This window comes from Conyzicola nivalis, assembly GCF_040548875.1.
In the GTDB taxonomy this organism is placed as follows: Bacteria; Actinomycetota; Actinomycetes; order Actinomycetales; family Microbacteriaceae; genus Conyzicola; species Conyzicola nivalis_A.
In genome coordinates, this window is the sequence record NZ_JBEPSJ010000001.1 from 966190 (window position 1) to 991338 (window position 25149).

Below are 25149 nucleotides of genomic sequence, written 5' to 3' on the forward strand. Positions count from 1 at the left end.
CTGATTTCGGCGCCGGTAACATAGGGGCAATCTTATGGCTACTCCCGTGAATCCCCCTGCCCCCGTGCCCTCCGCTACCCAGCCGGGAGAGCACATAGAAGAGGTCGACGTATCGGCCGAGATGCAGGGGTCGTTCCTCGAGTACGCGTACTCGGTGATCTACTCGCGTGCCCTCCCCGACGCTCGTGACGGGCTCAAGCCGGTGCAGCGCCGCATCCTGTACCAGATGGCCGAGATGGGCCTGCGTCCCGACAAGGGCCACGTGAAGTCGGCCCGCGTGGTCGGCGAGGTCATGGGCAAGCTGCACCCGCACGGCGACGCGTCGATCTACGACGCGATGGTGCGCCTCACACAGGACTTCATCCTGCGGGTGCCCCTGATCGACGGCCACGGCAACTTCGGATCGCTCGACGACGGCCCGGCGGCACCCCGCTACACCGAGGCGCGCCTGCACGCGACGGCTCTCGCCATGACGGAGAGCCTCGACGAAGACGTCGTCAACTTCGTGCCCAACTACGACAACCAGCTCACCCAGCCCGAGGTGCTGCCGGCCGCGTTCCCCAACCTGCTGGTGAACGGCGCGAGCGGCATCGCGGTCGGCATGGCGACGAACATGGCGCCGCACAACCTCATCGAGGTCATCGGCGCCGCACGCCACCTCCTGCACAACCCGAACGCCACCCTCGACGACCTCATGGAGTTCGTGCCCGGCCCCGACCTGCCCACCGGCGGCACGATCAGCGGGCTCGCCGGCATCAAGGACGCCTACGCCACCGGCCGCGGTGCGTTCAAGACGCGCGCAAAGGTCACGACCGAGAGCATCTCGGCCCGCAAGACCGGGCTCGTGGTCACCGAACTGCCGTACATGGTCGGCGCCGAGAAGGTCATCGAGAAGATCAAGGACGGCGTCAACAACAAGAAGCTGAGCGGCATCTCGGATGTCACGGACCTCACCGACCGCAAACACGGACTGCGACTCGTGGTGGGCATCAAGACCGGCTTCAGCCCCGACGCCGTGCTCGAGCAGCTCTACCGCTACACCCCGCTCGAAGACAGCTTCAACATCAACAACGTCGCGCTGGTCAACGGCGGGCCGCAGACCCTCGGACTGCGCGAGCTGCTGCAGGTCTACGTCGACCACCGCCTCGACGTCGTCACAAGGCGCAGCCGCTACCGGCTCGCCCGCCGGCTGGAACGCCTGCACCTCGTCGAGGGACTCCTCATCGCGATCCTCGACATCGACGAGGTCATCCAGGTCATCCGCCAGAGCGACGACTCCGAGGCCGCCCGTGCGCGACTGCGCACCGTGTTCGACCTGAGCGAGCTGCAGGCCGAGTACATCCTCGAGCTGCGACTGCGCCGCCTGACGAAGTTCAGCCGCATCGAGCTCGAGAACGAGAAGAACCAGCTGCTGAGCGAGATCGCCGAGCTCGAGGCGCTGCTCACGAGCCCCGCCCGCCTGCGTGACCTCGTCTCGAGCGAGCTGGAGGACATCTCCGACCGCTTCGGCACCCCGCGCCGCACCCTGCTGACCGAGGCCCGGCCGTCGATCGCCACGTCCGCCTCGTCGCGCAAGAACGCGCCCGTGCTCGAGATCGCCGACACCGCATGCCGCGTCTACCTCTCCACCACAGGTCGCGCCATCCGTGTCGACATCGCCGAGCCGGTCGACGGCGAGGAGGCCTCCACCCCGCTCGTGCGCCGACGCACGAAGCACGACGCCATCCGCTCGAGCGTCGTCACCACCGCCCGGTCGGAGATCGGCGCGGTCACGAACCTCGGCCGTCTCATCCGATTCACGGCCGTCGACCTGCCCAACGTGCCGACGAACTCGATCCAGCTCGCCGCGGGCGCGCGCATCGGCGACTACCTCGCCATGGTCAACAAGAAGGAGCGCGTGCTCGGCCTGGTCTCGCTCGACTCAGACCAGCCGATCGTGCTCGGAACCAGGCAGGGTGTCGTCAAGCGTGTCGCGACCGGCGCCTACCCGAACAAGCCCGAGTTCGAGATCATCGCGTTGAAGTCCGGCGACGAGGTCGTCGGTGTCTCACAGGGCCCCGACGGTGACGAGCTCGTGTTCGTGACCTCCGACGCGCAGCTTCTGCACTTCGCGGCATCCGCAGTCCGCCCCCAGGGTGCGGCCGCGGGCGGTGTCGCGGGGATAAACCTCGGCGCGAAGGCCTCGGCCATCTTCTTCGGCGCCGTCGACCCGGCGGGCGAGGTCGTCGTCGCCACCGTGTCGAGCTCGAGTGACGCCCTGCCGGGCGTCGACCCGGGTCGGGCGAAGGTGTCGCTGCTCGGCGAGTTCCCCGGCAAGGGGCGCGCGACGGGCGGCGTGCGCGCGCACTCGTTCCTCAAGGGCGAAGACGTGCTGGCACTGGCCTGGGCCGGACCGGCTCCCTCGCACGCCGTCGGACCCGACGGCTCGGTGCGGCAGCTCCCCGACGCCGGAGCGAAGCGGGACGCCTCCGGTCTGCCGCTCGACGCGATCGTCGGCTCGATCGGCACCTCGATCTAGCGGATCGCGCTCGCGCCGGCCACTCGGTGTTCGCGCGGCTCGATGGTCGCGTGGCTCAGCGGTCGCGCGGCTCAGTGGTCGCGCGGTCGACAGTCACGAACGCGCCCGGATGTTCGGGCGCGCGAGTGAAATTCGGCCGCGCGAGCAGTTACGACCGGGGTGCACAGCGCAGTCAGTTCGCGCCCCGCTGGTGCGTCTCGATGAGTGCGCGCATGCGCGGCAGGCCGAACTGGTCGGCGATCTCGACTCCCGTGGGGCTGCCGATTCCGGGGTCGGCCCCCGCGTCGAGCAGCTCGCGCAGGATGTCCTCGTCGTCGCGGAACACCGCACACGCGACCGCGGTCTGCCCCATGGCGTTGACGACGGCCGTGTCGGCGCCGCGGCGCAGCAGCTCGACCACCGTCTCCCTGTTCTGCTGGTAGGCGGCGACGATCAGCAGCGTGTCGCCGCGGCCGTTGCGGGTGTCGACGGGGACGCCCGCGTCGATCATCTCGCCGAGCGGGCCGGTGAGGCCCCGGCGCGCCAGATCGAACACGCCCTCGACGACCTGAGCGCTCACGCCGTCGACCATGGGTTCGGATCCGTTGTTCCCTGACGGGTCGGTCTCGGTCACTCGCCGTCTCGCTCTTCCGGGGTGTAGGCGTCGACGCGGATGCGCAGACCCGCCCGGGCGATCAGCACCGCGTCGCGCGGCTCGATCTCGAAGACGAAGGCGTTGGGCCGGGCGTTCAGCGATACGGAGAAACTGCCGTACACGCGGCCCTCGATCGGCTCATCCGCCATGCGCTCGAGCACGGGCCGCAGCAGCGCGAGGTGCGGCTCGAGCAGCTCGCTGTCGCCGTCGACGGGGGCGTCGTAGTGCCACTGCGAGATCTCGCGCAGTGGCCCGGTGGGGTCGAAGTCGTGCACCGGGGACCCGATCGGCGCCCAGCGGCTGGCCTCGACTCCGGCGTGCTCGTTCAGCTGCTCGAGACTGTGGCTGGTGGTCGCGATGTTGATGCTCGCCCGGAAGATGCTCATGCCCTAATCCTCCCGCACGGCTGCCCCGCGAGCGACACGGCTAGACGTCGATGCGGTCGCGGTTGAGGCCCTCGCCGGCGATGATGAACTCCTTGCGCGGCGCGACCTCGTTGCCCATCAGCAGTTCGAAGACCCGCGAGGCCTCCTCGGCGGCCTCCGCGTCGACGACGGTGACGCGGCGCAGGGTGCGGTAGCGGCGGTCCATGGTGGTCTCCGACAGCTGGTCGGCGTCCATCTCTCCGAGTCCCTTGTAGCGCTGGATCGGGTCCTGATAGCGCTTGTTCGACTTCTTGAGTCCGGCGAGAACCACCTCCAGTTCCTTCTCGGAGTAGGTGTAGATCGTCTCGTTCGGCTTCGATCCCGGGTTCATCACGATGACCCGGTGCAGCGGGGGCACGGCCGCGTACACGCGTCCCGCCTCGATCATGGGGCGCATGTAGCGGAAGAAGAGTGTGAGCAGCAGGGTGCGGATGTGCGCGCCGTCGACGTCGGCGTCGCTCATGATGATGACCTTGCCGTAGCGGGCCTGCTCGAGGTCGAAGGTGCGGCCGGAGCCGGCGCCGATGACCTGGATGATCGACGCGCACTCCGCATTCGACAGCATGTCGGAGACCGAGGCCTTCTGCACGTTGAGGATCTTGCCGCGGATGGGCAGCAGCGCCTGGTACTCGCTGTCGCGGGCGAGCTTGGCCGTTCCGAGGGCCGAGTCGCCCTCCACGATCATGAGCTCGCTGTTGAGCACGTCGTTGGAGCGGCAGTCGACGAGCTTCGCCGGCAGCGACGAACTCTCGAGCGCGTTCTTGCGACGCTGCGTCTCCTTGTGGGTGCGAGCCGAGATCCGCGACTTCATCTCGGCGACGATCTTGTCGAGCACGAGCGACGACTGCGCCTTGTCGTCGCGTTTGGTCGACGAGAAACGCTCGTTCATGGCCTTCGCGACGACGTTGGCGACGATGTTGCGCACGGCGGGCGTGCCGAGGATCTCCTTCGTCTGGCCCTCGAACTGCGGTTCGGGCAGACGCACGTTGAGCACGGCGGTGAGCCCGGCGAGGATGTCGTCCTTCTCCAGCTTGTCGTTGCCGACCTTGAGCCGGCGGGCGTTGAGCTCGACCTGCTGGCGCAGGAACTTCATCAGCCCGGCCTCGAAGCCGGCCTGGTGGGTTCCGCCCTTGGGGGTGGCGATGATGTTCACGAAGCTGCGGAAAACGGTCTCGTACCCGGTTCCCCAGCGCAGCGCGATGTCCACCTCGACGTCGCGGGTCAGCTCGGTCGGCACCATAGCGCCGGTCTGCTGCAGCACGGGCACGGTCTCGGTGAAGGTGCCGGCGCCCTGCAGCCGCCAGGTGTCGGTCAGCGGCGCATCCGTCGACAGGAAGTCGACGAACTCGGAGATCCCGCCCGCGTAGCGGTAGGTCTCGTGGGTGGGCGTCTCCCCGCGCTCGTCGCTGATATCGATGCCGAGGCCCGGCACCAGGAAGGCGGTCTGCCGCGCGCGGCCGGTGAGCTCGTCGGTCTGGAATGCGGCGCCCTTGGTGAAGATCTGCGGGTCGGCCCAGTAGCGCACGCGTGTGCCGGTGACGCCCTTTTTCACCTTGCCGACGATGCGAAGCTCGCTGCCCGAGACGAAGGGGGTGAACGGCGACTCGGGGTCGGGGCCGTCGACGTCGGCGAAGTTTCCCGGCTCGCCGCGGTGGAACGACATCGCGTACGTCTTGCCGTCGCGGTCGACCTCGACGTCGAGGCGGGCCGACAGGGCGTTGACGACGGATGCGCCCACACCGTGCAGTCCGCCGGATGCCGCGTAGGAACCCGAACCGAACTTGCCTCCCGCGTGCAGCTTCGTGAAGACGACTTCGACGCCGCTCAGCCCGGTCTTGGGCTCGATGTCGACGGGAACACCACGCGCACGGTCGCGCACCTCGACGCTGTCGTCCTTGTGCAGAATGACGCTGATCTCGTCGCCGTGGCCGCCGAGGGCCTCGTCGACGGAGTTGTCGATGATCTCCCACAGGCAGTGCATCAGACCGCGGGAGTCGGTGGAGCCGATGTACATACCCGGGCGCTTGCGTACGGCCTCGAGCCCCTCGAGAACGGAGAGGTGTCTCGCCGAGTAGTCCGAACCCGCCACGGGATCTCCTTATTGATTGTGCAGTGCGGCACTCGGGAACAAACCGGCCCCGGGCCGTCGTTAAGCCTAGTGAATCATCGACCGGCGGGTCGGCTTCGACACCCTCGCACCGTGCGAGGCTGGGAAACCGGTACGCGTTCAGCGAAATAGCCGGTAAATGTCGCACCGTCGTAACGGCGGCGTGCTTGGATAGACACACGGAATTAGTTCGTGATTACGCCCGAAGGAGCAACACATGTCTCAGATCGCCACAGAGAACAACGTCGAGCCCCAGTCTGCGTACACGCTCACGGCACTCGACCGTTGTGACAGCTGCGGCGCGCAGGCGTACGTGCGCGTCACGATGCAGAGCGGAGAGCTTCTGTTCTGCGCCCACCACGGTGCGGAGTTCAAGGAGAAGCTGTCGGCTACCGCCCTCCACTGGCACGACGAGTCCAGCCGTCTCGTCGACGCGGCCCGCAACTAGCCGCCACTGCCGCGCGAAAGACGATTCATTAGCGGAGCCAGGCGCACGGCGAGCATCGATCTCGACGCGCTGAGCCGCAACGTAGAACTTCTCTCCGACGCCCTCGGTGTCGACCGTCCACTGGTCGACCTGAGGGCGTCGGCGTATGGCCACGGCCTGCTGCCCGTCGCTTTGGCGAGCGAGGCCGCCGGCGCCGCCGCGTTGCGGGTGTCGAGCCTGGCCGAGGCCGTCGCACTGCGCGACGGCGGAGTGACGCTCGAACTGCTCTCCCCCGTCGCGGCTTCCGACTCGGCGCTCGCCTCAGGCCGCGACATCCGCCCTCTCGACGAGTCCTTCGAGGCGCAGGACGCAGCCGCTCGCCGCGATCTCGGCGCCGGCGTCTACGGACTGGCCGCACCGGCGGGGCTCGCGACCGCCCCCGTGATGACCCTCGCGGCCGAAGTCATAGCCGTCAAGAGCGTGGACGCGGGCACGGGAGTCTCGTACGGCTACACCTACCGCGCACCGCGCACCACCACGATCGCCCTCGTCTCGATCGGCTACGCCGACGGGGTTCCGCGACTCGCATCGAACACGACCACCGCCACGATCGCCGGCGTCGCCCACCCGGTGGTCGGGCGCATCGCCATGGACCAGCTCGTACTCGACATCGGGGCGGCCGGGGCGGCACCGGGAGACACGGTGACGATCTTCGGCGACGCCGCCGCTGGCGCCGCCACCGCCGTCGAGTGGGCGCTGCGCACGCGCCGGCTTCCCGGCAATCTGACGGCGGGACTCGGTCGCCGTGTCGAACGGGTCTTCCTCCGGGGCGGAGTGACACCGTGACAGACATCCAGCCCGCGGGCGCCGTCGCAGAGATCGATCTCGCGGCGTTCCGCCGCAACGTCGAACTGCTCGTCGCGACGGCCGCGCCCGCCGAGGTCATGCTCGCGGTCAAGGCGAACGCCTACGGGCACGGCATGGTCCCCATCTCGCGTGCCGCTCTCGAGGCCGGCGCCACCGCGCTCGCTGTACTGGAGGTGAGCGCGGGTCTCGAGCTGCGTGCGGCCGGCATCACCGTTCCGCTCTTCGCCTGGCTGCACGGCACCGACACCGACTTCCGCGCGGCGGCCGAGGCGAACATCGACCTCGGCGTCTCTGCGCTCTGGCAGCTCGAGGCTATTGCCGAGAGTAAGGCGAGCGTTCCCGCGCGTGTGCACCTGAAGATCGACACCGGGCTCAGCCGCAACGGCGCCTCGGCGGTCGACTGGCCCGATCTGGTGACCACCGCGCTGCACCTGGAATCTCAGGGCTTCCTCGAGGTGTACGGCGCCTGGTCGCACCTCGCCGACGCGTCGACCGCCGACGACGAGATCGCATTGGTCAAGTTCACGATCGCCGTCGAGGTCGCCACGTCGCTCGGCGCGCGCTTCGCGAAACTGCACCTCGCCGCCAGTTCGGCCGGACTGCGGATGCCCGCTGCCCGCTTCGACTACGTGCGATTCGGCATAGCCGCCTTCGGCATCTCCCCCTTCGACGACACCGACGGACCGGGTCTCGGACTCGAGGCGCCGATGACCCTGAGCGCCCCGGTGCTCGCGGTCGAGGCCCTGCCTGCGGGCCACGTCTGGCTCGGCGGCCTCGACGTCGGCCTCGCCATGCCCGCGACGTTGGCGCTGGTCGCCGTCGGTTTCGGCGACGGTGTGCAGGCGCCGGCCGTGGACCGCGCCGAAGTGCTGATCGCCGGGGAGCGGCGCCGCATCGTCGCCCTCGGAGTCGACCGCATGCTCGTCGACGCGGACGACCTCGACGTGACGGTGGGCGACCGCGTCGTCGTCTTCGGCAGTGCCGTCAGAGGCGAGCCGACCGCTGAGGAGTGGGCCTCCCATGCCGACAGCATCGGCGACGAGATCGTGTCGAGCGTCGCCGTCAGGGTGCCGCGCGTCTACGTCGGCTGAGCGGTCGCTGCCTAGATACCGACGCGCTTGGCGATCGCCGCGCGCGCCTTCTCCGCCGCGTCGTCGACGCGGGCCGTGTGCTCGTTCGACGCGAGCTCCGCGTCGACGCCGCGCAGCCTGAGCGCGGCGTTCAGCAGCCGGTCTGCCCACGCGGGGTTCATCGGCAGGAACGGGCCGTGCAGGTGGGTGCCGATGCTGTCGCCGTCGACGATTCCCTCGACACCGAGACCGGCGGATGCCGCGGCTCCCGCATTGCCGAAGCCCGACGTGACCGTTCCGAGCGGGGTCGCCCCGGTGTCGAGGGTCGTCACCGCGCCGTGGTTCTCGAACCCGGCGACGGTGCCGTGCGCCGTGGCGACGACGGTCTCTCCCACGGCGCGTCTCCCGACCAGCCGGCTGGAGCTGGCGAAGAGCCCTCCGGCCGCGACGACGGTGCCGTCCTCTTCGGTGATCGAGGTGCCGAGCAGCTGCCAGCCGCCGGCGATCGCGAGCACGGGTACGCCGGAGTTCTTCCAGGCGAGCAGTCGCGGCGTGATGACGGCCAGATCGGCCTGCACAGCGAGTTGGGCGGTACGCGGGCCGGAGCCGATGTGCACGAGGTCCACGGACTCGGGAAGCGGGTCGCCGATGTTGTGCTCGACGACGGTCACGGGTATCCCACGCCATTCGGCGCGGGTCTTCAGCGCCAGCACGTTTCCGGAGTCGCCGTTGATCCCGAGCTGCCGGGGGTAGAGCGAGAGTATGGTGAGCGATCGTGTCACGGTGCGTTCTCCAACTCGAGGAAGCCCAGGAGCTTGCGGATGAGCATCATCTGCTCGTAGTTCACGATCATCGTCTTGTTGCCGCGGCCCGGTCTCGGCAGGGCGAGGAACGCCTCGAGCGCGGGCTTCAGCTCGGGCACGACGCTGCCGACCGGGATCGCCCCGTAGCCGAAACGGGTGGCGAGCTGCCACGCCTTCGTGCCGGAGACGATGTCGACGTGGTCGATGTGGCTGAAGTCGGTGTCGTACATCCACGAGGGGTCGGGCGTTCCCTCGTCGACCGCGACGAACAGCTGTTCCGGCGCCTGCTCGAGGTAGTCGAGGTTCAGCTGCAGGCTCGGCGGGTTCTTCATCATGATGACTTCGATGTCCTCGCCGTTGTAGGTGAGGATCTCGCCGCGACCGTAGACGGTGTCGAGGGCGAGCATGGCGGATGCCACGAGCTCGGGCCGGAACGCCGCCCCGAGCAGGCGCTCCGCCATGGCGGCCGCTCCCGCCACGTCGACCGCGTAGTGCAGGCCGCGCGCGGGCAGCCGCACGTCGATCGCGGACCCCGCGATCGTGAGGGTGGAGTCGACCCCGGCGAGCCGCTCGACCACTACGCGGGGAGCCGGAGCCGCGACATCCGCTGGGCTTGTACCCAGCGCGGAGTAGACCTCGGCGTTGGCGAGGCCGTTCGGGGAGTCGCTCAGCAGTGCCGGGTCGACGCCGAAGTAGCTGACCTCGGCACGGCCCGCGAGCGAACGGGCCACGGCGACGAGGTTGTCGTCGTTGGCGTTGACCACGACGTGCGCATCGGCGGCACCGGCGATCGTGGCGAGCATCTTCACCACGCGGTCGGGCTCGAAGAAGCGGTTCAGCTGGTCGATCTGCACGTTGAGCAGCAGCACGCTCGACGGGCGCAGCACCTTCGACAGGTTGACTCCGTATGCCTCGTCGACCTCGAGCACGGCGATCTGCTCACGCAGCCGGCCGTCGAGAGGCATGCTCGCGAGCAACGCCGAAGCGATGCCCTGCGGGAGGTTGCCGCCGGAGGGATTGCTGAACACGTCGACGCCGTGGGCGCGCAGAATGCCCACGAGCATGTTGGTGGTAGTGGACTTGCCGTTCGATCCGGAGACGAAGACCACGCCGAGAGGCATCCGCTCGACCGCCCGCTCGAGGGCACGCGGCGACACGGCGAGCAGCACCCGTCCGGGGACTGCCGATCCTCCACCACGCAGCCGCGTGGCCCAACGAGCCATCCTGCCGAGCAGGATGGCCACAGCGGAGCGCACTGGAAAACGCCGTGCGGTTCGCACCGGTTTACTCGAGGTAGTCGCGCAGCGACTGCGACCGCGACGGGTGACGCAGCTTGGCCATCGTCTTCGACTCGATCTGGCGGATGCGCTCGCGCGTGACGCCGAACGTGTCGCCGATCTGGTCGAGGGTCTTCGGCATTCCGTCGCCCAGCCCGAAGCGCATGCGGATCACGCCGGCCTCACGCTCGGAGAGGGAGTCGAGCAGGCTCTCGAGCTGCTTCTGCAGCATCGTGAAGCCCACGGCGTCGGCGGGTACCACGGCCTCGGTGTCCTCGATGAGGTCACCGAACTCGCTGTCTCCGTCTTCACCGAGCGGCGTGTGCAGCGAGATCGGCTCGCGGCCGTACTTCTGCACCTCGATGACCTTCTCGGGCGTCATGTCGAGCTCGCGGCTGAGCTCCTCTGGGGTGGGTTCGCGACCGAGGTCCTGCAGCATCTGGCGCTGCACGCGGGCGAGCTTGTTGATGACCTCGACCATGTGCACCGGGATGCGGATGGTGCGTGCCTGGTCGGCCATGGCGCGGGTGATCGCCTGGCGGATCCACCAGGTGGCGTAGGTGGAGAACTTGAAGCCCTTCGTGTAGTCGAACTTCTCGACGGCACGGATGAGACCCAGGTTTCCCTCCTGGATGAGGTCGAGGAACTGCATTCCGCGGCCGGTGTACCGCTTGGCGAGCGAGACGACGAGACGCAGGTTGGCGCCGAGCAGGTGGCTCTTGGCGCGGGCGCCGTCCTTCGAGACCCAGATGAGCTCGCGGCCCAGCTGCGACTTCTTCTCGGCGTCGGTCATCTGCGAGAGCTTGTCCTCGGCGAACAGGCCCGCCTCGATGCGCATGGCGAGCTCGACCTCTTCGGCCGCGTTCAGCAGAGCGACCTTACCGATCTGCTTCAGGTAGTCCTTGACCGGGTCGGCGGTCGCGCCGGTGATGGCCGAGGAGTAGACCGGGATGTCGTCTTCCTCGTCGGCGATGGAGATGACGAGCGCGCCGGTCGGCAGCGCTTCGTCCTTGCCCGTCGACTTCTTCGACTCGGCGTCGTCGTCGGTGTCGTCGTCGGCGACTTCCTTGACCTCGTCGCCTTCGACGACGACGTCGGCGACCACGACAACCGCGTCGTCGTCTTCGTCATCGCCCTCTACGGGTTCGGTGGGCTCGTCGGCGTCGGGGTCGATCGCCTTGGCTCCGCGCTTCGCGGCGGGCTTCGTGCCTGCGGCTGCCTTCTTGGCGGGCGCCTTCTTCACTGCTGCGGCCTTCGTGGTGGTCGCCGCCTTCTTGGCGGGGGCCTTCTTCGCCGTCGTTGCGGCAGCTGCGTCGCCCTTGACCAGCTCTTTTTCCGCGCTGTCTACGATCTCAGCCGTGGTTGTCTTGGTTGCCATTAGAACACCTTTCAGGGTTTTCGGGCAGTACTAAGACCCATGTCAAGTCCTTCTCCACCGCGCTACGAGACGAAGCGATGGAATAACGGAACCTGAACGGGTCTTAGAACAATTATTGCACGAGTTCGCTGTGCGACTTGACAAAAGGGGCATTCAACCCTTGCCTCGCCGTCTGCGCCAACTCCTTACCAATGAAACCCACAGTGGGGCCACTTGTATTCCCTCGTCTTCGTGCATGCGCTTGCGCGTGTTGCGCCGAGAGAGTAAGAGGAAGACCACGCCGATCGCGACGATCGGGAACTGCACGAGGAACGCGACCCGGAAGGAGTCGAGCGAGTACAGCTCGGCCGGCACGCCGGATCCGCCGTTGGCCCGGTCGATGGCGTCGAGCACGAGTCCGATCAGCAGCATCATCACGAAGCTGGCGAGGAAGCCGCCGACGTTGACCACCCCGCTGGCGGAGCCGAGGCTGCGCGCCGGGTTGAAGGTGCGGGCGAAGTCGAAGCCGATGAGCGAGCCGGGTCCGCCGACGGCGACGACGGCGAGCAGCAGGATGATGAGCCATAGGGGCGGCTGCCCCGGCCAGAGCAGAACGGCGGCCCACACGCAGCCCATCGCGAAGACTATGCCGAGAACGAGGTTGCTGCGCCGGTACGGATGCCGCGCGCTCAGGATGCCGAGGATAGGACCGGCCACGACCGCGACCGCGACGATCAGGGTGAGCAGGAGCGAGGCGTTCGTCGCCCCGTACCCGAGGCCGACGGAGAGGAACGGGAAGCCCCAGAGCAGGGCGATCACCGTTCCGGGCGACTGGGTCACGAAGTGCGACCAGAACCCCAGCTGGGTCCCCGGGCGCCCGAGGCTCTCGCGGAGCTGGTGCAGGGCGGCGGGCCATCCGCCCGGTCGCTCGACGATCACCACGCCCGGCGGTGCGTTCCTCACGAACAGGACCACGAGCACGAAGGCGACGACCGACATCGCCGCGGCACTGAGGTAGGCCGGCTCCCAGCCGAACTGGTGCAGCACTATAGAGAGCGGAATCGCCGACAGCACCTGACCGGTCGCACCGATCGTGCCCATCCCCTGCGACAGCAGGGGGAGAGTGCGGCCGCTGAACCACGACGCGATGAGCCGCGACACCGAGATGAAGGTCATGGCGTCGCCCGCGCCGACGAGGATGCGCCCGACGATGGCCACGCCGATCGACGGCGCGAGGGCGAGTGTCGTCTGCCCGGCGACCATCAGCACGGCACCGGTCGCGATCAGCACACGCGGCCCGTGCCGGTCGAGCACGACGCCGACCGGGATCTGGAGCCCCGCATAGACGATCAGCTGCACGACGGCGAGGCTCGACAGTGCCGCCGCCTGCACGTCGAAGCGCTCCGTGGCGTCGACCCCGGCGATTCCGAGTGAGCTGCGTTGCAGCACCGCGATCAGGTAGGCGAAGACCGAGACCGCGAAGACGAGCCACGATCGACGGGAATTCACACTCTCAGGGTAGCCGCGCGGCAGAGCCGGACAGGACGGGACGGGCCGCAGGGACTACGGGCGGTGAGTGTCGTCGTCGCCGGTGCGACGCAGCGCGAGGAAGTTCTCGAGCTCCGCCGCGATGTCGTCGGCGCTCGGCAGCTCGCCGTCCACGTCGGTGAGCGGCGATCGCAGCGGGTTGTCGAGCATGTAGCTGTCGTGGCGGGTCTCGAGCGAACCGACGAGCTTCGCGAGCTCCTGGTTGTTCTCGACCTGGCCGTCGATCTTCGCGATGAACTCGCGACCCTCTTCGCGCAGACGGTCGGTGGGGAAGATCAGCCCCGTTGCGGCGCTCACGCTCTCGAGAGCGGTGACTGCGGCGGCGGGGAACTCCGTGTCGGCGAGGTAGTGAGGAATCAGCAGCACGAACCCGGCGATCGGGTGCCCGAGCTCCTGCAGACGGTATTCGATGAGGTGCAGCGCGTTGGCGGGCACCTGGGTCTGCGGCTTCCAGACCGACATCGACTCGATGATCTCGGCCCGGTTGCCGCTCACCGTGACACCGATCGCGCGCGTGTGCGGAACCGGCATGGGGATCGCGTGCACCCAGGTCGTCGTCTTGACCTGCAGCGCGTCGACCAGGCCGAGCACCGCCGCGGTGAAGCGCTCCCACTGGAAGTCGGGCTCATAGCCGGTGAGGAGCAGGAACTGCTGCCCGATCTCGTCTGTGGCGAGGTAGAGGTTGAGCGCCGCCGGCGTGTAGTCGGTCAGGTGGTCCTGGTCGAAGTAGACGAGCGGGCGGCGGGCGCGGTAGTCGAGCAGGGCGTCGCTGTCGAAGCTGGCGACGATCTCGGTGGAGAGGGTGTCGAGGAGGTACTCGCTGAACTGGGTGACGGCGGATCCGGCGTCGGCGAAACCGGTGAGCCCCGCGACCAGGTGGAGCCCTGCTGGCACGTCGGAGACGTCGAGATGGAGGTCGTAGAGGCCGGCAGGATCGCGCATGTTCCCACTCTAATCGCGTGCTCCGCCGGCGGCCCGGTGCGCGCGCGTACAGGCGTGATGCTCAGAGCGAACACGCCCGATCGCCCCCGGTACGATTGGGCCCATGACTGTTTCGGCGCTGCGCGTCTCCCCCGAACCCATCCTCTCCATCGAGACCGACGTGCTGGTGATCGGTGTGGCGAGCACGGATTCCGGGCCCACGCTGCTCACCGATGTGCCCGAGCTCCTCGCCCTTCAGGACTCCCTCGCCGGCATCGGCGTGACCGGCGGCGTCGACGAGATCACCCGGCTCCCGTTCTCGGGCGGCGCGGCCGGGAGCCTCGCCCTGATCGGGGTGGGCGGCAAGGACCTCGCCGCCGACGGCCTCCGCTACGCCAGCGGATCGGCGGCGCGGCAACTGCGCGGAATCGATTCGATCGCCATCGCGCTGCCCGCGAAAGACGGAGACGAGCTGCTCGCGATCCTCGAGGGCGCCGCGATCGGAGCATACGACTACACCACGTACCGCTCGTCGTCGCTCGAGGCGACCAAGGTCACGGCCGCCACGATCATCGTCGCCGGCGATGCCGACGACGCGCTCGTCACCCGGGCCACGGTCGTCGCGACGGCCGTGCACACGGTGCGCGACCTCGTGAACGCGCCCCCGCGCGACCTCTACCCCGAGACCCTCGCCGCCGCCGCGGTCGATCTCGCGGCACACGCCGACATCGATGTGACCGTGTTCGACGAGGCCGCCCTCGCCGAGGGAGAGTTCGGCGGCATCCTCAGCGTCGGCCAGGGGTCGTCGCGCCCGCCCCGGCTCGTCAAACTCTCCTACTCCCCCGCCGGCGCCCCGAAGCACATCGCCCTCGTCGGAAAGGGCATCACGTTCGACTCGGGCGGACTCTCCCTCAAGCCGCCGACGTCGATGGTCAGCATGAAGACCGACATGACCGGGGCCGCGACGGTGCTGTCTGTCATCGTCGCCGCGGCTGACCTGGCGCTGCCGGTGCGGATCACCGCCTGGATGTGCATAGCCGAGAACATGCCGTCGGGCACCGCAACCCGCCCCGACGACGTCGTCCGTATCCGCGGCGGCAAGACCGTCGAGAACCTCAACACGGACGCGGAGGGCCGCATCGTGCTCGCCGACGGTCTGGTCGCGGCGAGTGAGGAGAACCCCGACGCGATCATCGACGTCGCCACGCTCACCGGAGCCTCCGTCGTCGCCCTCGGCAACCGCGTCGTGGGCACCATGGGGGACGACGAGCTCGTCGCCCGGGTGCTCGCCTCGGCCAGCGCGGTCGGCGAGACCCTCTGGGCCATGCCGATCCCCGCAGAGATGCGGGCGGTGCTGAACTCCGACATCGCCGACATCGCGAACGTCAAGCCGGGCAACACGGCCGGCGGCATGCTCGTCGCCGCCGCGTTCCTCAAGGACTTCGTCGGATCGATCGGCGAAGGAGACGCGAAGCGCCAGATTCCGTGGGCCCATCTCGACATCGCCGGCCCCTCCGGCAACGGCGGCGGCGGCTACGGTTTCACGGGCAAGGGCCCGACCGGCGTTACTGTGCGAACGCTGATCGCGTTGGCCGAGGAGTTTTCGCGCGCGTAGTACAGTCAATAGGGCGGGTTCGCCCGCCCCGCGACCGCGCGCACACGAGCGTGTGGGTCGTCCCAAATCCTGAAACACCAAGGGAGTTGCTGAGTGTCGGAACAGAATTTTGACCTTGTGATCCTGGGCGGCGGAAGTGGCGGCTATGCAGCAGCCCTTCGCGCGAGTCAGCTCGGACTATCCGTAGGCCTCATCGAGAAGAACAAGCTCGGGGGCACCTGCCTCCACGTCGGCTGCATCCCGACCAAGGCCCTGCTGCACTCGGCCGAGGTCGCCGACGTCACGCGCGAGTCGGCCAAGTACGGCGTGACCGCGGAGTTCGGCGGCATCGACATCACCGCCGTCACCAGCTACCGCGAGGGCATCGTCGCCAGCAAGTACAAGGGACTGCAGGGTCTCATCAAGGCCCGCGGCATCACGGTCATCGAGGGTTCCGGCCGTCTGGTCTCCCCCACCACCGTGCAGGTCGGCGACGACACCGTCACGGGCAAGAACGTCATCCTGGCCACCGGCTCCTACTCGCGCTCGCTCCCCGGGCTCGAGATCGGCGGACGCGTGATCACCTCCGAACAGGCCCTCGAGCTCGACTTCGTTCCGAAGAAGGTCATCGTGCTCGGCGGCGGCGTCATCGGCGTCGAGTTCTCCAGCGTCTGGAAGAGCTGGGGTGCCGACGTCCAGATCGTCGAGGCGCTCCCCCACCTCGTTCCCAACGAGGACGAGGCCATCTCGAAGCAGTTCGAGCGTGCCTTCCGCAAGCGCGGAATCAACTTCAGCCTCGGCGTGCGGTTCGCCAGCGTCACCCAGAACGACCAGGGCGTCGTCGTCACCCTCGAAGACGGCCAGACCTTCGAGGCCGAGCTGCTGCTCGTCGCCGTCGGTCGCGGACCGTCGACCGCTGGACTCGGCTATGAAGAGGCCGGCGTAACGATGGACCGCGGATTCGTCATCACGAACGAGCGCCTCGCCACGAGCGTGCCCGGCGTCTACGCCGTCGGCGACATCGTGCCGGGTCTCCAGCTCGCGCACCGCGGCTTCCAGCAGGGAATCTTCGTCGCCGAGGAGATCGCCGGGCTCAACCCCATCGTGATCGACGACCTCAACATCCCGAAGGTCACCTACAGCGACCCCGAGGTCGCGTCGATCGGCTACTCGGAGGCCAAGGCCGCCGAGAAGTTCGGCGCGGACAAGATCACCGCCTACGACTACAACCTGGCCGGCAACGGCAAGAGCCACATCCTCGGCACCGCGGGTTCGGTCAAGGTCGTCCGCGTCAACGACGGCCCCATCGTCGGAGTTCACATGATCGGCGCGCGCGTCGGCGAGCTCATCGGCGAGGCGCAGCTCGCAGTCAACTGGGAGGCGTACCCGGAGGACATCGCACCGCTCATCCACGCACACCCGACCCAGAACGAGGCCCTCGGCGAAGCCTTCCTCGCACTGGCCGGAAAACCGCTACACGCAATTTAAGAAACAAGGAGTCGCGCTAATCCGGCGCGACACAGAACTAAGCTGGCTAGAACAAGATTTTGGTTACTAAGGAGCATCACTGATGAGCGAATCCGTCAACCTCCCGGCACTCGGCGAGAGTGTGACCGAGGGCACGGTGACCCGCTGGTTGAAAAAGGTGGGCGACCGTGTTGAGGTCGACGAGCCATTGCTCGAGGTCTCGACCGACAAGGTCGACACCGAGATCCCGTCCCCCGTGGCGGGCATCATCGAGGCAATCCTCGTCGCTGAGGACGAGACGGTCGAGGTCGGCACGGCACTCGTGACGATCGGTTCGGGAGAATCCGCGCCCGAGCCCGAGGCTGCACCCGAGGCTGAGGCTGCACCCGCAGCCGAGGCAGAGGTTCCGTCGACGGAGGCCCCGGCTCCCGCCGAGGAATCCGCCGAGTCGGCTCCCGAGCCCGCTCCGGCACCCGACCCCGCTCCGGCAACAGAAGCTCCGGCCGCTGAGGCGCCCGCAGCCGAGGCACCCGCAGCCGAGGCACCCGCGGCAGCTCCGACCGAGGCTCCCGCAGCCGAGGCCGCTCCCTCCGCACCCGAGGCTCCGGCCGCCGCGGCAGCACCGACCGAGGCTCCCGCCGCAGCAGCTGCTCCCGCCGAGGCATCCGCCGCTCCCGCTGCAGAGGCTCCCGCCGCTGCAGCACCGGCTCAGGCACCCGCAGCAGAGCCAGCCGCGGCACTCAACGCCAACGCCGGCTACGTCACCCCGATCGTTCGCAAGCTCGCGAACGACCGCGGCATCGACCTGTCGACGCTGTCGGGCACCGGTGTCGGCGGACGCATCCGCAAGCAGGACGTTCTCGCCGCCGTCGTCGCTCCCGAGGCTCCCGCAGCAGCAGCCGCTCCGGCCGCTCCCGCGCTCGAGACCTCGCCGCTGCGCGGCACAACAGTTCCGATGTCGCGACTGCGCAAGGTCATCGCCGAGCGCGCCGTCATCTCGATGCAGGCCTCGGCCCAGCTGACCTCCGTCGTCGAGGTGGATGTCACGAAGGTGGCAGCCTTCCGCGACAAGGTCAAGGCGGACTTCCACGAGAAGGCCGGCGTCAAGCTGTCGTTCCTGCCGTTCTTCGCTCTCGCCGCCGCCGAGGCACTCAAGGCCTACCCGATCGTCAACGCGACGATCGACGGTGACACGATCGTCTACCCGGCGCACGAGAACATCTCGATCGCAGTCGACACCGAGCGTGGACTTCTCACTCCGGTGATCAAGGATGCAGCATCGCTCGACCTGGCCGGCATCGCGAACCAGATCGCCGACCTCGCCGCCCGCACCCGCGACAACAAGCTGAAGCCCGACGAGCTGGCCGGCGGAACGTTCACGCTGACCAACACCGGTTCGCGTGGCGCGCTGTTCGACACCCCGATCGTCTTCCTCCCGCAGAGCGCCATCCTCGGAACCGGCATCGTCGCGAAGAAGCCCGTCGTGATCTCGAACGACGGTGTCGACTCCATCGCCATCCGCTCCATGGTCTACCTGGCACTGTCGTACGATCACCGCATCGTCGACGGAGCCGACGCGGCCCGGTTCCTCGTCGCCGTGAAGAACCGCCTCGAGGGCGGCGACTTCGCCGGAGTGCTCGGCGTCTAGCAGTTGATCGCACGCACCGCCTATCTGAACAGATAGTTCCGGATGCGCCAACCGGCCTCGCTCCTCATCATGAGGACCGAGGCCGGTTGCGTCTGTGCCACGTCTCCGAGGTCGACGAGGGCAGAGTCGCCGAGCCGCTCGAGCAGCACCGGCGACGGCGCGATGATCGCGGCATCGGCCGTCAACTCTCCCCCGGCCTGCACCGACCGCACCAGGTCGACGTCGTGCTGCATCGCGACGGATCCACTCTGCAGCACCCCGTCGAGACAGAGAACCGAGAGGTCGCGGACGCAGCGCTCCCGCTCGCGCAGGAGCGCGTCGAGGGCGGCGACGGGGTCGTCGCCCACACGCGGGTCGGATGCCGCGGCTCTGCCGTCGGGTGCCGTCTCGCGACCGGGCGCCTGATCCGAGGGTGGCGCCGCGGTCGCAGTTCCGGGCGGCAGCGGCTCGGCGGGCCAGTCCGGCGCGGTCGGCGGGGTGTCATTGTTGTCGGCACTGCTCGGTGCGGTGCCGCCTGTCTCCTCGCTCGTGCCAGAGACCGAGTCGTTCGCCGGCAGCATCGCCGTCGCCGCGACGAGGCTGACCAGGACGCCACCGGCCACCAACCACACCCGCGGGCGCACGAGGCGAGCGCGGTCGAGCGCCGGGCGCGCCTTCTGCAGCAGCCATGGGCGGGTCTTGTGCAGCTGCCACGGGCGCGAGTTGCGCAGCAGCCGGCGCACACCCGCCTGACTCCCCGTTCGCGGGCGGTCCGCGGCGACCGGCGCCGCCTCCCGCACGATACGCGGAGCGACGGGCCGGGCTTCGGTGCGCACGAACCTCACGGACCGCGGCGGCGCGAGGTCGAAGAGCGCGTCGGCGAGCCGTGCGGTGAAGTCGTCGGCCTGCACCTGTTCGTCGACGACTCGTCGCGCGAGCGCCTCGGCGGCGTCGCCGGGCACCCTGTCGAGCACCGACTGGACCAGGGTCGCGAGCTGCCGACGGTCGTGCAGAACTGCCGGGTTAGAGGCGAGCGCCGCGGCCGACGAGCCGGGCGGGAACAGCGTCGCGTGCCCGAATCCCACGAGCACCGGAGCTCCGTCGTCGCGGAACAGCACGTTCGAGACCCGGATGCGCCCGTGGGCAACCCCGCCGGTGTGCAGCGCGTGCACGGCGTCGACGATCGGCGTCAGGATCGTCACCGCCTCCCCCGCGCTGATCTCGTGATCCTGCGCGACGAGTCGACCGAGGCCACGCCCGCCGACGCGTTCGACGATAAGGCAGACCCGCCCGTCGGGGAGCGTCGCGAGGTCGTCGAGGTGCAGCGCGTGCGGGTGTACCACCCGGCCGAGCGCCTCGATCTCCCGATCGACGCTCTCGAGGGGAACATACTCACGGTGGATCTTCACCGCCGCGGTACGCGGCTCCTCGTCTGCGGCGATGCCGCCGATCGCATGCCCCAGATGCACCACGGCGTGCTCGCCCTCGCCGAGCACCCGCACCAGCCGGTAGCCGCCCGCGACGGTGGGGCCGCCATGTTCACCCAACGCACCCCGAGACGCCACCGCGGCCGGATCGGGAACGCCGACGCCCGGTGGCCGCGCGCGGCGGCCCGGCCGATTTACCCCGCGTCTACCCACGGGACGATGCTCCCGCACAGGCGTGATTCGGCGGCCCCAATCATCCGCAATTGTGCACTTATCGCTTGCAGCGCAACGGAGGAGGAGAGGGTGCGGTCAACACCGCGAATCTGCCCGTATCCTTATATCCATGGCACGCACCAAGAAAGACCCGAACAAAGAACCAGGCCGCATCAAGCAGATGTGGCAAGTCCTGCAGATGACGCGGCGGTACGACTCACTCGCCGTCTGGTACCTGACTCTCGCGTTCCTGCTGCCCGTGCTCGTCGGCCTCGGCCTCGCGTTCCTGTTCGCGAACCCGACCGACCAGATCATCGGCTTCATCCTCTTCATCATCGCCGGCCTGCTCGGCGGTCTCCTCGCCTTCCTGATCGTGCTCGGGCGTCGCGCCGAGAAGGCCGCGTACTCGCAGATCGCCGGCCAGCCCGGTGCCGTCGGTGCGGTACTCAAGAGCTCGCTGCGTCGCGGCTGGGCCGCCAGCGAGATGCCCGTCGCCGTGAGCCCGAAGACGCAGGACGCCGTGTACCGGGCCGTCGGCAAGGGCGGGATCGTGCTCATCGGCGAGGGACCCCGCAGCCGCACTCAGCGCATGCTCGACGACGAGCGCCGCAGCGTCGTGCGCATGCTGCCGAACGTGGCGGTCAACTTCCTCTACGTCGGTCCGGATGCCGAGTCTGTGCCGCTGCACAAGCTCGCCGGCCGCCTCAACAAGTTCAAGACCGTGCTGCGCAAGCAGGAGATCCTCGCGGTGAGCAACCGGCTCAACTCGCTCGGCAAGAACCAGCTGCCGATCCCCAAGGGAATCGACCCGTTCAAGGTGCGTTCGGCCCGACCGCGCTAGTCGCGCCCCCGCACGACCCGACCGCCCCGGCCGGCCCGCTCACCCGGGCCGCCGGGGCGTTCTGCTGCGCCCGCGCGCCGTCGCCGACGGTGTTCCTGCCCATGTGGCTGTACCGCAACGGAAATTCAGGAGTAAAGCGGAGTGGCGGATGGCGCGGCCCCGGCTTCACGCAGGCGGCGAGCCGAGGCATCCGCCTAACTCCTGAATTTCCGTTTGGAAGACGCACAGCGCGACCACAGCGGGACCGGGGCGCGACCGGCGGGCGGGTCAGCGGCGCACGAGCACCGTGCCGACGAGGCGGTCGTGCATTCCGCGCTGGTCGCGGTCCCAGATCACTGCGGGGATGAACAGGCAGAGCAGGGCGGTGCGTCCCAACGGACGGAGCACGCCGACCCAGGCGGGGGTGAGCGGGACGACGCGCATGCCGAACACGAGGTGGCCGAGGCTGCCGCCCGCGGTCGAGATGAAGGCGACCTGCAGAATCGCGAAGGCCACCAGCGTCGCGGTCGCGTTGGACGCGCCCAGCCGGTCGAGAATCGTCTCCCCCGGGGTGAAGAAGACGACCGATATGGAGGTCGCGATGATCCAGTCGAGGATGATCGCGGCGAATCTGCGTCCGGGGCGGGCGATCGAGCGAGGTCCGCGTTCTGGAAGACCGAGCCGTTTTCCCGGCCAATCCTGTGCTGTGCTGGGCGGGGTAGGCATCCGCTAATCCTAATCCGGAACATTCTCGTAACATGCCGGAAACAATTGCGTCACCACGGCGAAATCCCGTACCTCTAGCCTCGACAGTGGCTGCGAACGCAGTCCGACCCGCACCAAGCTCATTGGAGTCCCTCACATGTTCAGTGATTCTTCCGAAGTGCTCAAGTTCATCAAGGACACTGACGTCAAGTTCCTTGATATTCGCTTCACCGACCTTCCCGGTGTTCAGCAGCATTTCAACATCCCGGCGTCCACTGTCGATGAGGAGTTCTTCTCCGTCGGCCAGCTCTTCGACGGCTCGTCGATCCGCGGCTTCGCGTCGATCCACGAGTCCGACATGCAGCTCATCCCGGATGTGACGACCGCCTACCTCGACCCCTTCCGCGTCGAGCGCACGCTCATCATGATCTTCGACATCTACAACCCCCGCAGCGGCGAGATCTACGCCCGCGACCCGCGCCAGATCGCGAAGAAGGCCGAGAAGTACCTCGTCTCGACCGGCATCGCCGACATCGCCTACTTCGCCCCCGAGGCCGAGTTCTACATCTTCGACGACGTGCGCTACGACGTGAAGCAGAACTCGAGCTTCTACTCGGTCGACTCCGAAGAGGGTGCCTGGAACTCCGGACGCGTCGAAGAAGGCGGAAACCTCGCCAACAAGACCCCCTTCAAGGGCGGCTACTTCCCCGTCAGCCCCGTCGACAAGCAGGCCGACCTCCGCGACGACATCAGCCTCAAGCTGATCGACGCCGGCCTCATCCTCGAGCGCTCGCACCACGAGGTGGGCACAGGCGGCCAGGCCGAGATCAACTACCGCTTCGACACCATGGTGCACGCGGCGGACGACATCCTGAAGTTCAAGTACATCGTCAAGAACACCGCCGAGCAGTGGGGCAAGACGGCGACGTTCATGCCGAAGCCGCTCTTCGGCGACAACGGCTCGGGCATGCACACCCACCAGTCGCTGTGGAACGGCTCGACGCCGCTCTTCTACGACGAGTCGGGCTACGGCGGACTCAGCGACATCGCGCGCTGGTACATCGGCGGACTCCTCAAGCACGCCCCGGCCGTGCTCGCGTTCACGAACCCCACGCTCAACTCGTACCGCCGCCTCATCCCCGGATTCGAAGCGCCCGTGAACCTGGTCTACTCGGCCGGCAACCGCTCCGCCTCCGTCCGCATCCCGATCACGGGCACGAACCCGAAGGCCAAGCGCATCGAGTTCCGCGCGCCCGACGCCTCGGGCAACCCGTACCTCGCCTTCGCAGCCCAGCTCATGGCTGGACTCGACGGAATCAAGAACAAGATCGAGCCGCACGAGCCCGTCGACAAGGACCTGTACGAGCTTCCCCCCGAGGAGGCGAAGAACATCCCGCAGGTTCCCGCATCGCTCGAGGAGGCGCTGCGCGCTCTCGAGGCCGACCACGAGTTCCTCACCGCGGGTGGCGTGTTCACGACCGACCTGATCGAGACCTGGATCGCGTACAAGCGCGAGAAGGAGATCATCCCGGCCGCCCAGCGTCCGACGCCGTTCGAATACGAGCTGTACTACTCGGTCTAAGTCCAGACACCGCGCGAAGGCCGCATCCCCTCGGGGGTGCGGCCTTCGTCGTTAACCCGTTGATGATTCAGGACGGATGCGCCTCGCGCGAGCGCGTGCCGCGGGTTTCGGGGCGGGCGGGACTCCTTCGGGCCGGTTCATCCGGAATGACTAACGGTGCGGGAGACGTCGCAGCGGCGACGCATCCACCGCACGACCGCACCCGTAACGCACGAACGGCCGCACCCCGGAGGATGCGGCCGTTCTGTGTATGCGGTGGCTAGCGTGCGCCCACGAGCGTGCGCACGGGGCCGGTGGTGACGGGGACCACAGGGGCGGAAGCGGTCTCCGGGCGGCCCAGCGCACGGAAGTTCCAGCCGGCGGCACGCCATGCGTCCGCGTCGAGGCAGTTGCGCGCGTCGATCACCACGGGGGTGTTGACGAGTCCGTGCAGCTTCGCCGGGTCGGCGTCGACGAACTCGGCCCACTCGGTGAGCACGAGCAGGGCGTCGGCGTCGTGCACGGCGTCCTCCATGTTGTCCACGTAGGTGAGCGTCGGGAACATCGCCTTGGCGGTCGCGCCGGCCTCCGGGTCGAACACCACGACCTGCGCGCCGCGCAGGTGCAGCGCAGCGGCCACGTTGAGCGCGGGAGAGTCGCGCACGTCGTCGGTGTGCGGCTTGAAGGCCGCGCCGAGGACGCCGATGCGGCGGTTGAGCACGGATCCGCCGAGCGCGGAGAGCGCCAGGTCGATCACGCGCTGGCGCTGGCCCATGTTGATCTCGTCGACCTGCTGCATGAGCGACGCGGCCGAGTAGGCGCCGAGTTCGCTCGAGCGGTACATGAGGGCGCGGATGTCCTTCGGCAGGCAGCCGCCGCCGAAGCCGAGACCGGCGTTCAAGAACTGGCGACCGATGCGCACGTCGTGACCGAGGGCGTCTGCGAGTACCTTCACGTCGGCTCCCGCGGCCTCGCACACCTCGGCGATCGCGTTGATGAACGAGATCTTCGTGGCGAGGAATGCGTTCGCGCTCACCTTCACGAGCTCGGCGGTGGGCAGGTCACAGGCGATGACCGGCGTGCCCGTGGCGATCGGCATGGCGTAGACGACACGCATGAGCGCCTCTGCCTGCTCGGATGCACCGCCGAAGACGATGCGGTCGGGGGCGAGCGTGTCCATGACGGCCTTGCCCTCGCGCAGGAACTCGGGGTTCCAGATGAGCTCGGCGCTGATGCCGTCGGGGATCACGGATCCGACGATCTCGCGCAGGCGCATTCCGGTGCCGACCGGGACGGTCGACTTGCCGACGATGAGTCCGTCGTGGGTGAGGCTCGACGCGACGGCCGAGGTGGCGTCTTCGACGAACTTCAGGTTGGCGGCGTTGCTGCCGCGCTGCTGGGGGGTGCCGACGCAGATGAAGTGAACGTCGGACAGGGCGGTCGCCTCGGCGATGTCCGTCGTGAAGCGCAGACGTCCGCTCTTCACGTGCTTCAGGATGAGCTCGGGCAGGCCGGGCTCGAAGAACGGCACCTTGCCGGCGCTGAGGGCCTCGACCTTCTTGGGGTCGACGTCGACGCCGACCACCTCGAAGCCCATCTCGGCCATCGCCGCGGCATGGGTCGCACCCAGGTAGCCGGTGCCGATGACGCTGATTCGCGGCGGGGTGACCTGGCGGTCGTTCGTGCCGGTCTCGACTGATTCGTTCTTGGCTTTCATGGTGAACCTCCCTGATGGCGTTGCGATGGGTGAGTTGGTGTTGGCGGATTCGATAGACATGCGC

At 68.4% G+C, this 25149-nt stretch carries 20 protein-coding genes; 9 read left to right on the forward strand and 11 right to left on the reverse strand.

Annotated features, from left to right (window positions below; genetic code table 11):
- The first annotated feature begins 34 nt into the window (after positions 1–34).
- Positions 35–2518, forward strand: a complete 2484-nt coding sequence (locus ABIE21_RS04730) for a DNA gyrase/topoisomerase IV subunit A (RefSeq protein ID WP_354023615.1) — start codon at positions 35–37, stop codon at positions 2516–2518.
- 172 nt (positions 2519–2690) lie between these two features.
- On the opposite strand, the gene ABIE21_RS04735 is transcribed toward ABIE21_RS04730, so the two are convergent.
- Genes ABIE21_RS04735 through ABIE21_RS04745 form a run of 3 tightly spaced genes read right to left on the reverse strand, consistent with a single transcriptional unit; the run spans position 2691 to position 5666 of the window.
- The gene (locus tag ABIE21_RS04735) at positions 2691–3131 is read right to left on the reverse strand and encodes an ankyrin repeat domain-containing protein (RefSeq protein WP_354023616.1); all 441 of its coding nucleotides are present in this window, start codon (positions 3129–3131) and stop codon (positions 2691–2693) included.
- Complete coding sequence (locus ABIE21_RS04740) at positions 3128–3538, reverse strand: hypothetical protein (RefSeq protein WP_354023617.1); 411 nt, start codon at positions 3536–3538, stop codon at positions 3128–3130. The genes ABIE21_RS04735 and ABIE21_RS04740 overlap by 4 nt, the downstream gene beginning before the upstream one ends.
- Before the next feature lie 40 nt (positions 3539–3578).
- On the reverse strand, positions 3579–5666 hold the full coding sequence (locus ABIE21_RS04745) for a DNA gyrase/topoisomerase IV subunit B (protein WP_354023618.1): 2088 nt from the start codon (positions 5664–5666) through the stop codon (positions 3579–3581).
- A gap of 235 nt (positions 5667–5901) precedes the next feature.
- On the opposite strand from ABIE21_RS04745, the gene ABIE21_RS04750 reads away from it, so the two are divergent.
- From ABIE21_RS04750 to alr, 3 genes are read left to right on the forward strand one after another with little or no spacing between them, the layout of a single operon-like run.
- A complete protein-coding gene (locus ABIE21_RS04750) occupies positions 5902–6132 on the forward strand; it encodes a DUF7455 domain-containing protein (RefSeq protein WP_354023619.1) in 231 nt (76 codons plus the stop codon).
- Positions 6133–6186: 54 nt separating this feature from the next.
- Positions 6187–6957 (forward strand): alanine racemase, encoded by a 771-nt coding sequence (locus tag ABIE21_RS04755; protein WP_354024408.1) that lies wholly within the window; start codon positions 6187–6189, stop codon positions 6955–6957.
- Positions 6954–8069, forward strand: a complete 1116-nt coding sequence (gene alr / locus ABIE21_RS04760) for an alanine racemase (RefSeq protein WP_354023620.1) — start codon at positions 6954–6956, stop codon at positions 8067–8069. The genes ABIE21_RS04755 and alr overlap by 4 nt, the downstream gene beginning before the upstream one ends.
- Before the next feature lie 11 nt (positions 8070–8080).
- On the opposite strand, the gene ABIE21_RS04765 is transcribed toward alr, so the two are convergent.
- The 5 genes from ABIE21_RS04765 to ABIE21_RS04785 form a co-directional block, all read right to left on the reverse strand.
- Positions 8081–8830 carry a type 1 glutamine amidotransferase gene (locus ABIE21_RS04765; protein WP_354023621.1) on the reverse strand — a complete coding sequence of 250 codons (750 nt, stop codon included), beginning with the start codon at positions 8828–8830 and terminating at the stop codon, positions 8081–8083.
- Positions 8827–10107, reverse strand: coding sequence for a MurT ligase domain-containing protein (locus ABIE21_RS04770; protein WP_354023622.1), 1281 nt, complete (start codon positions 10105–10107; stop codon positions 8827–8829). The genes ABIE21_RS04765 and ABIE21_RS04770 overlap by 4 nt, the downstream gene beginning before the upstream one ends.
- A 28-nt stretch (positions 10108–10135) precedes the next feature.
- Positions 10136–11506 carry an RNA polymerase sigma factor gene (locus tag ABIE21_RS04775; RefSeq protein ID WP_354023623.1) on the reverse strand — a complete coding sequence of 457 codons (1371 nt, stop codon included), beginning with the start codon at positions 11504–11506 and terminating at the stop codon, positions 10136–10138.
- 153 nt (positions 11507–11659) lie between these two features.
- Positions 11660–12994 carry an MFS transporter gene (locus ABIE21_RS04780; RefSeq protein ID WP_354023624.1) on the reverse strand — a complete coding sequence of 445 codons (1335 nt, stop codon included), beginning with the start codon at positions 12992–12994 and terminating at the stop codon, positions 11660–11662.
- 54 nt (positions 12995–13048) lie between these two features.
- Positions 13049–13975, reverse strand: a complete 927-nt coding sequence (locus tag ABIE21_RS04785) for a proteasome assembly chaperone family protein (protein WP_354023625.1) — start codon at positions 13973–13975, stop codon at positions 13049–13051.
- A 103-nt stretch (positions 13976–14078) separates the two neighbouring features.
- On the opposite strand from ABIE21_RS04785, the gene ABIE21_RS04790 reads away from it, so the two are divergent.
- From ABIE21_RS04790 to sucB, 3 genes are all read left to right on the forward strand, one after another.
- Positions 14079–15569, forward strand: a complete 1491-nt coding sequence (locus ABIE21_RS04790; RefSeq protein WP_354023626.1) for a leucyl aminopeptidase — start codon at positions 14079–14081, stop codon at positions 15567–15569.
- A gap of 93 nt (positions 15570–15662) precedes the next feature.
- On the forward strand, positions 15663–17036 hold the full coding sequence (gene lpdA / locus ABIE21_RS04795; RefSeq protein WP_354023627.1) for a dihydrolipoyl dehydrogenase: 1374 nt from the start codon (positions 15663–15665) through the stop codon (positions 17034–17036).
- An 82-nt stretch (positions 17037–17118) separates the two neighbouring features.
- A complete protein-coding gene (gene sucB, locus ABIE21_RS04800; RefSeq protein ID WP_354023628.1) occupies positions 17119–18663 on the forward strand; it encodes a 2-oxoglutarate dehydrogenase, E2 component, dihydrolipoamide succinyltransferase in 1545 nt (514 codons plus the stop codon).
- Between the two features lie 20 nt (positions 18664–18683).
- Here the strand turns inward: sucB and ABIE21_RS04805 are convergent, their stop codons facing one another.
- Positions 18684–20189: a protein kinase domain-containing protein gene (locus tag ABIE21_RS04805; RefSeq protein ID WP_354023629.1), complete on the reverse strand. Its 1506-nt coding sequence runs from the start codon at positions 20187–20189 to the stop codon at positions 18684–18686.
- A 223-nt stretch (positions 20190–20412) separates the two neighbouring features.
- On the opposite strand from ABIE21_RS04805, the gene ABIE21_RS04810 reads away from it, so the two are divergent.
- Complete coding sequence (locus ABIE21_RS04810; protein WP_354023630.1) at positions 20413–21123, forward strand: DUF4191 domain-containing protein; 711 nt, start codon at positions 20413–20415, stop codon at positions 21121–21123.
- Between the two features lie 267 nt (positions 21124–21390).
- On the opposite strand, the gene ABIE21_RS04815 is transcribed toward ABIE21_RS04810, so the two are convergent.
- Positions 21391–21828 (reverse strand): RDD family protein, encoded by a 438-nt coding sequence (locus ABIE21_RS04815; RefSeq protein WP_354023631.1) that lies wholly within the window; start codon positions 21826–21828, stop codon positions 21391–21393.
- A 136-nt stretch (positions 21829–21964) separates the two neighbouring features.
- Here ABIE21_RS04815 and glnA point away from each other — a divergent pair, with 136 nt between their 5' ends.
- Positions 21965–23389, forward strand: coding sequence for a type I glutamate--ammonia ligase (glnA, locus tag ABIE21_RS04820; RefSeq protein ID WP_354023632.1), 1425 nt, complete (start codon positions 21965–21967; stop codon positions 23387–23389).
- Positions 23390–23648: 259 nt separating this feature from the next.
- Here the strand turns inward: glnA and ABIE21_RS04825 are convergent, their stop codons facing one another.
- Entirely contained in the window at positions 23649–25085 is a 1437-nt protein-coding gene (locus ABIE21_RS04825) for a UDP-glucose dehydrogenase family protein (RefSeq protein WP_354023633.1), read from the reverse strand.
- Between the last annotated feature and the right edge of the window lie 64 nt (positions 25086–25149).